Here is an 11694-nt window from a genome sequence, read left to right as displayed (position 1 = left end):
TGTCAGACGACAGTCGAAGTCCGTCTTGCCCTGCGCGCGCCGAATGACCTGTCGTTGACGAGGTCTCCGGGGACAGCGCGCATGGCAGCGCGGCCTCAAGGAGACCCAAATGAAAGCCTTCATCACCCATCGCTTCGATGCGCTGTCCGAATGGATTTCGCGCATGCTCGGCAACCCTTCCTCATTTCTGGCCGCCTGTGCGCTGGTCGCGCTCTGGGGGCTGTCGGGGCCGGCCTTTGACTTTTCCGACACATGGCAGTTGGTCATAAACACCGGCACCACGATCGCGACATTTCTCATGGTGTTCCTGCTGCAGAACACCGGAAACCGCACCATTGCCGAGATGCAGGATCACCTGCACCGGCTGGGGCGGCAGAATGCCGAGATCATCGGACAACTGCGGGCGCTGAATGCTGCCTCACCCGCGACCATGCCGACCAAGACGTTGGCGATGGCAAGCGAAGCCGCCTGAGAGGAGAGGCCGGGCGAGGGATTGAGCATTCCGCCCGGCCTCCGCCCGCGCTAGACTGCGCGAAAACGGGCAGAGCAGAATGAAACAGACGGCGACCCTCCTTGCGGCAGTCCTTGCCTGCGTCGGCTTTGCGGCCGGTGCCCAGGACCCCATGCCGGTGGTCGACGGCGGGAGGGCGGATGTGATCGAAGGCGGCAGCGCAGAGGGGTTCGAGGCGTGGCTGGCGGCCTTCCGCCCCCGGGCAATGGCGGCTGGGATCACACCGGCAACCCTGGATGCGGCCTTCGCCGGGATCGGCTTCGATACCTCCGTGGTGGAAAAGGACCGCAGACAGAGCGAATTCACCAAGCCGATCTGGCTCTATCTCGATACGGCAGTTTCTTCTGATCGTGTTGTCAACGGAAAGGCGGCGCTCGCCGATAACGCTGCGCTTCTCGATCGCATCGAGGCCGCCTATGGCGTCGAGAAGGAAGTGGTCGTCGCGATCTGGGGGCTAGAGACCGCCTATGGCACCTTTCGCGGCAAGACGCCGACCGTTGGCTCACTCGCGACGCTCGCCTATGACACAAGACGCAGTGCCTTCTTCGAGGCGGAACTGATCCAGGCCCTGAAGATTCTGCAGAATGGTGATACCGCTCCGGCGGCGATGGTTGGCAGCTGGGCAGGTGCGATGGGCCATACCCAGTTCATGCCGTCGTCCTGGGCCAGCTATGCGGTCGATTTCAACGGGGACGGGCGGAGGGACATCTGGGCGGACGATCCGACCGATGCGCTGGCCTCGACCGCGAACTACCTCAAGCACTGGGGTTGGACAACCGGTCAGCCCTGGGGCTACGAGATCCTGCTGCCGCCCAACTTCGACTATACCCAGTCAGGTGACAGGGTGCTGAAACCGGTGACGGAGTGGCAGGCGATGGGCATCCGCAGGCCCAACGGTAGCGATCTGCTTTCCGAAGGCACGGCTTCGGTCCTTCTGCCGGCGGGCGCAGAGGGTGCTGCTTTCCTGATCTTCCCGAACTTCCGCGTGATCGAACGCTACAACCCAGCCGATGCCTATGTGATTGCCGTGGGTCATCTGTCGGATCGTATCCGCGGGGGTGATCCGATCATCGCCGATTGGCCGCGCGAGGACCGGGCGTTGACGCTGGACGAACGGGTGGAGTTGCAGGCGCGGCTGGCCGCGGCCGGGTTCGATCCGGGCGGGGTCGATGGCAAGATCGGGCCGAACACCGTTGCCGCCGTTCGGGCCTACCAGATCGCGCAGGGCCTGACCCCAGACGGCTATGCGAGCCTTGCCATCCTGACGAAGCTGCGCTGAAGCGTCAGAGGCCGAGCAGGGCCGGCAAATCTGACATGGCGCGGAACGGCACTGCGCCTTCGTTTGCGAGCGCCGCGCCATCGCCATGCGGGGCAAAACCGAAGCAGCGCATCCCTGCGGCCCGGGCGGCCCGGGCGCCGGTGGGGCTGTCCTCGATCACGATGCAGGCGCGCGGGTCTGCCGCTACCGCCTTCGCCGCAAAGAGATAGAGATCGGGTGCCGGCTTCGGGGCTCCCAAGGCTTGACCAGAGAAGAGCCTTCCCTTCATCCGGCGATAGACCTCGGGATGCTGACCGAGTGTGATCTGCATCTTTTCTTCAGACCCGTTGGAGCCAACCGCATAGGGAATGCTGGCGGCATCCAGCGCGTCGAGAACTTCCTCGATTCCCGCGATCAACGGCGTTCCTTGCGCAAGTCGCGCATAGGTTCGGGCATAGAAGTCATCCACCCATCCGTCCGGCAAATCCGCCCCAAGCTTGCGCGCGAGGGTGAAGGCGCCCGACACGGTGCCGCCTATGAACAAGCGCTCCATTTCGGCCGGGTCAAGGGACAGGCCATATCGCGCAAGGTCCTCGCCCAGCAGACTGAACAGGATCGGCTCGCTGTCGACGATCACGCCATCGCAATCGAAGAGGACGGCTGCGGGTCTCATTCGGGGGACCGCAGAAGGGTCACGATCGTATCGCCGTAGCGGCGCTGGTCGATCATCGTGAATCCGGGCGGGGGCAGGGGCGAGGTATTCTCTTCCCAGACGATCATCGCGCGGGGCGCCAGCCAACCACCTTCGACGCAGGACGCGACTGCCGCTTCCCCCAGGCGCTGGCCATAGGGCGGGTCGAGAAACACGAGCGAATAGCCGGGGCCGCGGTTCGGGCCCATCCGCGTCGCGTCGCGTCGCCAGACATCCGTTGTGCCCATGGCCTGCATCTTCTCGATATTGGCGCGCAGCAGCGCCCGCGCAGCGACGCCGTCATCGACAAAGGCCACCCGCGCGGCGCCGCGCGACAGCGCCTCGAGCCCGAGTGCCCCTGTGCCGGCGAACAGGTCCAGCACGCGGGCGCCCGTAACCGGGTCGTCATAGCCGCCGTTCAGGAGAAGATTGAAGATCGCTTCACGGACGCGGTCGGTCGTGGGGCGAAGATGGGCCGCGGCATCGCCTTCGCCCACTTCGGCCAGCTTGAGGCCTCGCCGTGCTCCGCCGATGATCCTCATGCCTTGAGAAGCGCCTTCAGGTCGGTCGCCGGATCTGCGACCAGCGCGGGGTCGGGCGATTTGCCGCCTTCGATCAGGCGCTTGCCGACCATGTAGGCGCGAGAGTCGTTCATCGCATCCACAGCGATCAGGCGGTCGCCCCTGTAGTACCAGAAAGAGACCGCGTCGCCTTCTGGGCCGCGCGTCACGATCCGGTCGTAACCGGCATTCAGGCCGGCGATCTGTAGCTTGGTGTCATACTGGTCCGACCAGAACCATGGTTTGGGATCATAGACCTGACCCTCGCCAAGGATGTTGTCGGCGACGAGTTCACCCATGTCGATGGCATTCCCCACGCTCTCCAGCCGCATCCGAGCATCACCCACCGGGAACGAGGCGCAGTCGCCTGCGGCCCAGACATGCGGATCGGAGGTGCGACCGTGGGCATCCACGCGGATTCCGTTCTCGATGGCGATCCCCGCCGCCTCGGCCAGTCGTGTGTCGGGGACGATACCAACACCAGCGATCACGAAATCGGCTTTCAGGCGGCGACCGTCCGTCAGCAGCGCATCTGTCACGCGGTCGTTGTCGCCCTCTAGCCGGGCAAGCCCGGTGCCTTCGAGGATCACGACGCCCTTTCGGCCATGCAGACTCCGGAAATAGGCCGAGGTTTCGGGCGCCGCCACGCGCTGCAGGATGCGCGGGGCCATTTCGACGACATGTACCGTCAGGCCAAGCTTGGCGGCCACTGCGGCCGCCTCAAGCCCGATATAGCCGCCGCCGATCACAACCAGGTAGCGGCCTGCCTGGAACTCGTGACGCGCCGCGTCGATGTCGGCAAGGGTCCGCACGGTGTAGATTCCCGCCAGATCGCCGCCGATCGCTGCCGGCAGCTTGCGGGGGATCGAGCCCGTCGCAAGTACCAGATCGTCGTAGACTATGTGCTCGCCGCCAATCGTCACAGTCTTGGCGGCAGTATCTATCGCAGACACAGGCTGCCCCAGTCGGAGTTCGATCTCGTTCTCGACATAGAAATCCGGCGAGCGCAGAAGGAGACGCTCCATTTCCATCTCGCCCAGAAGATAGGCCTTGGAGAGGGGCGGACGCTGGTAGGGGGCGACGGGTTCGTCGCCGATCAGGATGATCCGGCCGGAGTAACCCTTCGCGCGCAGACGGGCGACACAGGAAGCGCCGGCTTGGCCGGCACCTATCACCACAACCTGTCCCATCGATATCCTCCCTCTGGTCCTGTTCGGCGGCGGAGCCTATATCCCGACTTGCCGAAAACGCAACGCAAGAGGATGACGAGAATGACGATTTCCGTGGGTGCCAAATTGCCGGAGGCGACACTTCTTCAGATGGGGGAGAACGGAGCCGAACCGGTCAAACTGGAAGACAAGCTGAAGGGCCGCAAGGTCGTGATCTTCGGTCTGCCGGGGGCTTTCACCGGTACATGCTCGACCTCGCATCTGCCAAGCTTCATCCGGACTCGGGACAAATTCGCGGCCAAGGGCGTGGACGAGATCATTTGCGTTGCGGTCAACGATCCCTTCGTCATGAAGGCCTGGGGCGAGGCCACCGGCGCGGCCAAAGCTGGTGTCACTCTGCTCGCCGATGCCGATGGAAGCCTGACCCGCGCCCTCGGGATGGAGTTCAGCGTGCCGGGGCTTGGCTTCTTTGACCGCTCGCAGCGCTATGCTGCCGTCGTGGACGACGGCGTCGCTACCGTTGTCCAGATCGACAAGCCGGGCGAATGCAATATCTCGACGGGCGAAGCGCTGCTCGAGGCGATCTGATCCCGCCTCGTTCTGCCGAGGCTATCTCGCCCTGATCTGACACAGGCTTTCGACCGGTAGCGAATGATCGGTCTGAACGGATGCGGCTCCTGCGGCCGCATCCATGCGGCACGCCAACTCGATATCCGTCGCGCTCAATCCGTGGCAGTCATGTGTCGTCAGGGTCACGTCGACGACGTTGTAGGTGTTAGACCATTCCGGATGGTGGTTCAGCTTTTCAGCCGCCAGCGCTGCCCGTGACATGAAACCCCAAGCCTCCGAGAAGCTGCGGAACTTCCAGATCTTGCGGATTGCGTCGCGGCCCTCGACGGCGCGCCACCCGGTTTCTGCAAGAGCGGGTAGGTCCTTGCGGCGTTCCTCTTCGCCAAGCAGAGTCGCCATTTCGTTGCCCCCCTGTTCGGTCAGTCCCGTTCCTGCACTTCACCCCGTCGGAAGGGGCCGAAGGCGGTTACAACCTCGATCTCTTCGCCGACTGCGGACCGCTCTGCATCGAGATAGCGCTCGATTGCGGCGCGGAAACCCGGATCGGCTATCCAGTGCAGCGAATGGCAGGCCACGGGCAGGTAGCCGCGCGCCAGCTTGTGTTCCCCCTGCGCGCCGGCCTCGACCCGACACAACTTGTTCGCGATCGCCCAGTCGATGGCCTGATGATAGCACAGTTCGAAATGCAGGAAGGGATGATCCTCGATACAGCCCCAGTAGCGCCCGTAAAGGGTGTCGCGCCCGATGAAGTTCAACGCTCCGGCGACCGGGCGGCCGTTCCGCTCGGCCAGGATCAGCAGAGCATCGTCGCGCATCGTTGCATTGATTTCGTCGAAGAAGGCTCGCGTCAGGTAGGGAGTACCCCATTTCCGGCTGCCGGTGTCCTGGTAGAAGGCCCAGAAGGCATCCCAGTGGCGGGGCTCGATCTGGTTGCCGGTCAGCGTCCGGATCGTGCCGCCAAAGGCCTGAGCCTGCGCCCGTTCCTTTCGCAGTGCCTTGCGCTTGCGCGATGACAGATCGCCAAGAAAATCGTCGTAACAGTCATATCCCCGGTTCTCCCAGTGATACTGCTGCGTCGTCCGGCGCAAGAGCCCCATCGCCTCGCCCCGGTCCGCCTCGGCCTCGGTGCAGAAGGTTACATGCACCGACGAAAGGCGGTTGTTCGCGACTATCTGGCGGGCGGCGTCGATCAGGGCGGCCGTGCCTTCGATCTCTTTGCCAGCACGGGTGAGGAACCGGCGCCCGGTCGCAGGGGTGAAGGGGACGGCGATCTGGAGTTTCGGGTAGTAACGCCCGCCGGCCCGCTGCCAGGCGTCGGCCCAGTTGAAATCGAAGATGTATTCGCCCTGGCTGTGCGATTTCACGTAGAGCGGCGTTGCAGCGATGATCTGCCCGTTTTCGCGTACGACGAGCGGATGCGCCTGCCAGCCGCTGCCGCCCCCCGTCGACCCGGATCGCTCCAGCGCCGAAAGGAAACGGTAAGTGGTGAAGGGGTCGATCGGGCGCCCGCCATCGGTGGATTCGGGGCAGGCAACGGCGTCCCAGTCTGCCGCAGCGATCTCGGCAAAGGAACGGTGGATCGTTACCTCGAGGGCTTCGGTCATTCAGGCGTGGGTCCGGTTGCTGACGGCGGAGCGGGGGGCCGTCTGCCACCGGCGCCCCCGAGGATACTTTGAAACGGAAGAAGTTCTTCGCAGAAGGGTGGTCCGCCGCGGCGCGGCGTCAAGCAGGGATCTTGGCCGGATACCCTTCGAACGTGATGTTCTGCGCAACTCGCCGCGCCTCGGCCTCCATGTCGGCCGACCGAACAGTCCAGCACAGGATCCGCGCCCCCTTCGCTTTCAACTCAGCGACCCGAGGCCTGGTCAAGTCTGCCACCTCGTGGCTGATGAAGCTCGAACCGGTGCGATCGTAGTCAGGAATCTCGCGGAGTTCATCTGACCGGGCCGCGCTGGCACCTTCCCATTCGTCTGAAGGATATGATCCCGTGGTGATGCCGCGTGGCAGACGTGGACAGAGCTTTTGCATCCAGGCCACGGAATGGGGATTGAAGGACATGAGGGCGACAGAGCCGGAATAGTTCAAAAGCGCCTCCGCTGCGGCGCTTTCGAGCCGGCCGTCGGTTTCCGTCAGGTTGTGGGATTGGTCCTTCAACTCGACGAGCAGGGGCACGCGGCCTGCGGCCAGAAGCAGCACCTCGGCAAAACTGGGAATCGTGTCGGTGCTGCCGTTCAGGGCGATTCGGCCGAGCTCGGCGGCGGTGCGATCGGCGACTGGGCCGCTTTCCCCCGTCACGCGGTCTAAGGTCGCGTCGTGGAACACGACCGCAGTCCCGTCCTTCGTCAACTGCAGGTCAAGCTCTATCCCATAGCCGGCTGCAACCGCTGCGCTGAAGGCAGAAAGGGAATTCTCGATCCGCCCCTTGGTCTTGTCATGAAGGCCGCGATGGGCGAACGGCGCGCGGAGAAAATCCTTCGGCAGGGGAACGATGCTCATTTCAGTTCAAAGACCGCGTCCACTTCGACCGCAACTCCCAATGGGAGTGCGCCCGCCGAAACGGCCGAACGGGCATGGCGGCCCCCATCGCCCAGAACCGCAACCAGAAGGTCACTTGCACCATTGATCACCTTGGGCTGATCGATGAAGTCGGGGGTAGAGTTCACAAAGCCCGTCAACTTGACCGCCCGCGCCACCCGAGACCAATCACCGCCAACTGCGGTCTTCAGCTGTGCCAGGATGGCCAGCGCGCAGGTTTGCGCTGCCGCTGCCCCCTGGGCCACATCCAGCTCAGCGCCCAGTTTGCCGGTGATCAGACTGCCATCGGCCTGACGCGAGATCTGGCCCGCGATCCAGACCATGCCGCCGCTGACCACAAATGGCACGTAGTTTGCTGCGGGGGCGGGGGCATCGGGCAGGGTCAGGCCCAATTCGGCCAAGCGGGTTTCGATGGGGGACAGTGACATATCGAGCTCCGGCGCGGTTGCGTTTGGCGAAGGCTAGCCGGGCGCGGAAGGGGCAGCAAGAGACGAGGGCGAGCGAACCGTCGCGCATCGGACACGCTCGATCATTGCGTTCCCCTTGCGGGCTTCTTATGGCTTGCCTCTGGTCCCGGAACGCTAGATCAGACGCCATTGTATCGAGAAACCCGCCTGATGCCCCTGATCTCCATCCTGCGTCTGCTTTCCGCTCAGAGGCACGTCCTTCTGACGTGCCTGGCCCTTGGCGTGCTGGTGTCCTGCGGACCCGCTCCAGCGCCGACGGGCATCAAGGATCCGAAAGAGGCAGATAACCGCGAAGTACATGAGGCCAACAAGGCGATCGACAAGTTCTTTGTCCGACCGGTTTCTGCTGGGGTCAGCGAGGTTCAGCCGGGTCCGTTGCGCCGAGGGCTGTCGAACTTCGCCTCGAATCTCGCGGTGCCGAACGACATCGTGAACAACATTCTGCAGCTTCGGCTGGGCAAGGCGGTCGAGAATACCGTGCGGTTCGCGATCAACAGCACACTCGGCTTTGGCGGGTTGGTCGATGTCTCGACCGTCGCGGGCCTTCCCGAGCAGCCCACGGATTTCGGCGAGACGCTGCATGTCTGGGGGTTCGGCGAAGGAAACTACGTCGAACTGCCGGTTTTCGGTCCATCGACCGAGCGCGACATGTTTGGCCGGATCGGCGATCTGGTGCTGGATCCGATCTGGTATGTCCTTCCCACTGGTGAGGCACTTGCCGCCTATGGATTGGTCGTGGTTGACGATCTCAATTATCGTGACAGGTATTCGGCGACGATCGACTCCATTCTATATGAAAGTGCCGACAGCTATGCTCAGGCGCGCCTCCTCTATCTTCAGAACAGGCGCTACAGTCTGGGTCAGACGACAAGCTCGGATGGCGCGAACGGCTTCGAAGACCCATATGCAGACGATAGCTTCATTGACCCCTACGAGGACAGCAATGGCAACTGAAACCAATCGCCGGACAGTGCTTGGGCTTGGCCTTGGCGCTATGGCCACCGCCGTATTGCTCCCGCGTGGTGCGCTGGCGCTGACCGTCGACCAGGCGCGTGCGCTCATCAACGAGGTGACGGGCCAGGTCACTGCGGTCATCAACTCTGGCGCATCCGAGGCGCAGATGCTGGCAAAGTTCGAGCAGATCTTTGCCAAGTACGCTGACGTTCAGGCAATTGCGCGGTCGGCCCTGGGCCCGGCGGCGCGTCAGGCGAGCCCGGCCCAGATGAAGGCCTTCACCCAAGCCTATCAGGGCTACATCTCGCGCAAGTATGGCCGGCGCTTCCGCGAATTCATCGGCGGGCGGATCGAGGTCACGGGCGCCCAGCCGCTCAAGAGCTATTACGAGGTGATCTCGACGGCCTATCTGCAGGGCGAGGCGCCGTTCGATCTGCGCTGGCATGTCTCGGACAAGTCCGGGCGGGACAAGTTCTTCAACCTCATCATCGAGGGCGTAAACATGCTGTCGACCGAGCGGACCGAAATCGGCGCAATGCTCGACAAGCAGGGCGGCGATCTGGACAAGCTCATTGCGCAGTTGAAGAAGACCTGACGTCGCAGCAGCGCACGATGGGGAAGAAGGGCGGTCCATTTGGCCGCCCTTCTTCGTTAGGGATCAGTCCTGCCTGTTCTTGCCGAAGGCGCTGAAGACCTGCTGGAAGAAGCCGCCTTCGCCTTGGTTGCGGTTGCCGCCAGCGGGGGCCGGGTTCGCGCCGCTATTGCCCGGCGACGCCTGCGCCACGGGCGGAAGGCGTGGTTCGGGGATGATCATCGGCAGCGGCTTGGGTGGCAGGCCTTCTTCCACGCGCACCATCACCTCGTGCCAGATTTCGGCAGGCAGGCCACCACCGGTCACGCCTTGCATCGGTGTGTTGTCGTCATAGCCCATCCAGACCCCGGTCACGTAGTCGGCCGAGAAACCGAGGAACCAGGCGTCGCGGGCGGCCTGCGTTGTGCCAGTCTTGCCCGCCACCTGCCGGTCGGACAGCATGGCGCGGCGTCCGGTGCCGCGTTCGACGACCTGAGTCATCATGTAGGTTAGCTCCCGCGCGGCCTGTTCGGAGATGACACGTTCCCCCAGGCCGCCCTCCTGGCCCATCAGCGGAGTGTCGTCGCCCATCAGCCGCAGATCGGTCAGGCCATAGGGCTGAACCGCCGAGCCGCCGTTCAGGATGCCGGCATAGGCGCCCGTCATGTCGATCAGCGTGGCCTCCGACACGCCAAGCGCAAGTGCCGGACCGTCTGCAAGGTTCGAGGTGATGCCGAAGCCGCTGGCAACGCGGCGGACATTGTCGCGCCCCGCTGCCTCGGACACCTTCACCGCCGGAATGTTGCGGGACTCGGCAAGCGCGTCGGTCAGCGTGATGACGCCATGGTATTCGTGGTCGTAGTTGTCGGGCGACCAATTGCCGGAACCCGGGGTGTATAGCGTCAGCGGGCTGTCATCGACATAATCGCTGGGCGAATAGCCAAGGTCGAGCGCGGCGGCATAGACAAACGGCTTGAAGCTCGAACCCGTCTGCCGAAGTGCTTGGGTCGCGCGGTTGAACGCGCCGGCATCGGCGGTGTTGCGGCCGCCCACCATCGCCCGCACGGCGCCGTCGGCCGACATGACAACGACAGCGGCCTGCGCCTTGGACCCTTCCTTAAGCTTTGTCGCGAAGACATCGTTCAGCGCCGTCTCCGCGGCCTTCTGTATCCGCTGGTCGTATGTCGTGCGGATGATGACGTCCTCAGTCGTGTTCCGCGTCAGGTAGGAGGGGCCGGAATCCATCACCCAGTCGGCGAAGAAGCCGCCCGACCGGGCCGCCGCGGCTGCAGACAACTTCGCCGGATGCGCATGCGCCTCGTCGGCCTGCTCCTTGGTCAGGTAGCCTTCCTCTTCCATCAGGCCGATGATGATGTTCGCCCGCTCGCGTGACCGTTCCAGGTTGTTGGTCGGCGCGTAATAGGACGGTGCCTTGAGCAGGCCTGCCAGCATCGCCGCCTCGGCCGGGGTTACGTCATTTGCGGACTTGCCGAAATACCGCTGGGCGGCGGCCTCGAACCCTCGTGTGCCCGCGCCGAGATAAGCGCGGTTGAGGTAGATCGTCAGGATCTCGTCCTTGGAATACTTGGCCTCGAGAGCAAGGGCGAAGGGCACTTCCTTGATCTTGCGGTAGACCCCGCCCGACCGGCAATCGGCCTCGTAATCCGCTTCCGATTTCCAGTTGGCCTGATCGTAGGGCACGCCAAGGCAGAGCAGCTTGGCGACCTGCTGGGTGATGGTCGAGCCGCCGTTGCCTTCCAGCGGGCCGCGCCCTTCAGCCAGGTTGATGCGCATGGCGCCGATGATGCCGCGCGGGCTGATCCCGAGATGATAGTAGAACCGACGGTCTTCAGTTGCGACGATGGCGTTTCGCAGATTGGGGGAGACGTGCTGCGCATCAATCTGACCGCCGAAGGTTTCGCCGCGCCAGGCGAAGACATCGCCGTTGCGGTCAAGCAGCGTGACAGACCCGCGGGCGCGACCGTCGAGCAGGTCCGAAAGCTCCGGGAGCTTCTGGTAGAAATAAAGCGTCGAGGTCCCTACCGCGATTGCGAGCAGGAAGGCAACGCGCCAGCCGATCCCCCAGAGCACCCTGAATATCCAGCGGAAGATGCCCCCGAAAAAGGCGCTGATCGGGTTGCGGCGCGGCGGGCGGCCCTTGGGCGCAGTCCGCGAGCCGGAAGACGGCGGTTTTCGCCCTCCGCCTCCGCCAGAGCCGCGTGTGCCGCCACTCTTCGGACGGGCTCCGGAACTTTGTGCCATGTAGCGCCGATCCGCCACCAGGGGTGGTCGCCAATCGCCAGTACTGCTCATGCCTGTTTCGCCCGTTCGTTGCGTGCGCCTGCTTTGAAGACGACTCTAGCCTGTCCTGTGACGAATGTGGAGCGCGGACACCGTCGATTCGTGTT

General features: G+C 64.0%; 13 protein-coding genes. 5 read left to right on the top strand and 8 right to left on the bottom strand.

Translation table 11 applies throughout. From position 1 onward, the window contains the following. Window positions 1-109: 109 nt before the first annotated feature. Both L0V05_RS02875 and L0V05_RS02870 read left to right on the top strand, forming a co-directional pair. Entirely contained in the window at window positions 110-472 is a 363-nt protein-coding gene (locus L0V05_RS02875; protein ID WP_234868303.1) for a low affinity iron permease family protein, read from the top strand. Between the two features lie 79 nt (window positions 473-551). Then, a complete protein-coding gene (locus tag L0V05_RS02870; protein ID WP_406565946.1) occupies window positions 552-1790 on the top strand; it encodes a lytic murein transglycosylase in 1239 nt (412 codons plus the stop codon). A 4-nt stretch (window positions 1791-1794) separates the two neighbouring features. On the opposite strand, the gene L0V05_RS02865 is transcribed toward L0V05_RS02870, so the two are convergent. Genes L0V05_RS02865 through L0V05_RS02855 form a run of 3 tightly spaced genes read right to left on the bottom strand, consistent with a single transcriptional unit; the run spans window position 1795 to window position 4210 of the window. Continuing rightward, window positions 1795-2442, bottom strand: coding sequence for an HAD family hydrolase (locus L0V05_RS02865; RefSeq protein ID WP_234868301.1), 648 nt, complete (start codon window positions 2440-2442; stop codon window positions 1795-1797). After that, window positions 2439-3002, bottom strand: coding sequence for a 16S rRNA (guanine(966)-N(2))-methyltransferase RsmD (gene rsmD / locus L0V05_RS02860; RefSeq protein ID WP_234868299.1), 564 nt, complete (start codon window positions 3000-3002; stop codon window positions 2439-2441). Before rsmD ends, L0V05_RS02865 begins: the two co-directional genes overlap by 4 nt. Further along, window positions 2999-4210: an NAD(P)/FAD-dependent oxidoreductase gene (locus L0V05_RS02855; protein WP_234868296.1), complete on the bottom strand. Its 1212-nt coding sequence runs from the start codon at window positions 4208-4210 to the stop codon at window positions 2999-3001. Before L0V05_RS02855 ends, rsmD begins: the two co-directional genes overlap by 4 nt. Before the next feature lie 81 nt (window positions 4211-4291). On the opposite strand from L0V05_RS02855, the gene L0V05_RS02850 reads away from it, so the two are divergent. Then, window positions 4292-4777, top strand: a complete 486-nt coding sequence (locus tag L0V05_RS02850; protein WP_234868294.1) for a peroxiredoxin — start codon at window positions 4292-4294, stop codon at window positions 4775-4777. A 21-nt stretch (window positions 4778-4798) separates the two neighbouring features. Here the strand turns inward: L0V05_RS02850 and L0V05_RS02845 are convergent, their stop codons facing one another. From L0V05_RS02845 to L0V05_RS02830, 4 genes are all read right to left on the bottom strand, one after another. After that, window positions 4799-5158 carry a 4a-hydroxytetrahydrobiopterin dehydratase gene (locus tag L0V05_RS02845; RefSeq protein WP_234868292.1) on the bottom strand — a complete coding sequence of 120 codons (360 nt, stop codon included), beginning with the start codon at window positions 5156-5158 and terminating at the stop codon, window positions 4799-4801. A 20-nt stretch (window positions 5159-5178) separates the two neighbouring features. Next, window positions 5179-6363 (bottom strand): GNAT family N-acetyltransferase, encoded by a 1185-nt coding sequence (locus L0V05_RS02840; protein WP_234868290.1) that lies wholly within the window; start codon window positions 6361-6363, stop codon window positions 5179-5181. A gap of 118 nt (window positions 6364-6481) precedes the next feature. Beyond that, window positions 6482-7255 carry a glycerophosphodiester phosphodiesterase family protein gene (locus L0V05_RS02835; RefSeq protein WP_234868288.1) on the bottom strand — a complete coding sequence of 258 codons (774 nt, stop codon included), beginning with the start codon at window positions 7253-7255 and terminating at the stop codon, window positions 6482-6484. Beyond that, window positions 7252-7722 (bottom strand): RidA family protein, encoded by a 471-nt coding sequence (locus L0V05_RS02830; protein ID WP_234868286.1) that lies wholly within the window; start codon window positions 7720-7722, stop codon window positions 7252-7254. The genes L0V05_RS02835 and L0V05_RS02830 overlap by 4 nt, the downstream gene beginning before the upstream one ends. Window positions 7723-7911: 189 nt before the next feature. Here L0V05_RS02830 and L0V05_RS02825 point away from each other — a divergent pair, with 189 nt between their 5' ends. Beyond that, entirely contained in the window at window positions 7912-8715 is an 804-nt protein-coding gene (locus tag L0V05_RS02825) for an MlaA family lipoprotein (protein ID WP_234868284.1), read from the top strand. Next, window positions 8705-9310, top strand: a complete 606-nt coding sequence (locus L0V05_RS02820; protein WP_234868281.1) for an MlaC/ttg2D family ABC transporter substrate-binding protein — start codon at window positions 8705-8707, stop codon at window positions 9308-9310. The genes L0V05_RS02825 and L0V05_RS02820 overlap by 11 nt, the downstream gene beginning before the upstream one ends. A 63-nt stretch (window positions 9311-9373) precedes the next feature. On the opposite strand, the gene L0V05_RS02815 is transcribed toward L0V05_RS02820, so the two are convergent. Continuing rightward, complete coding sequence (locus L0V05_RS02815; RefSeq protein ID WP_234868279.1) at window positions 9374-11599, bottom strand: transglycosylase domain-containing protein; 2226 nt, start codon at window positions 11597-11599, stop codon at window positions 9374-9376. Window positions 11600-11694 lie beyond the last annotated feature (95 nt).

It is taken from the genome of Alitabrizicola rongguiensis, from assembly GCF_021491355.1.
Lineage (GTDB): Bacteria > Pseudomonadota > Alphaproteobacteria > Rhodobacterales > Rhodobacteraceae > Aliitabrizicola > Aliitabrizicola rongguiensis.
Note: the sequence above shows the minus strand (reverse complement) of the source record. Positions and strands in the feature narration are given on the sequence as shown.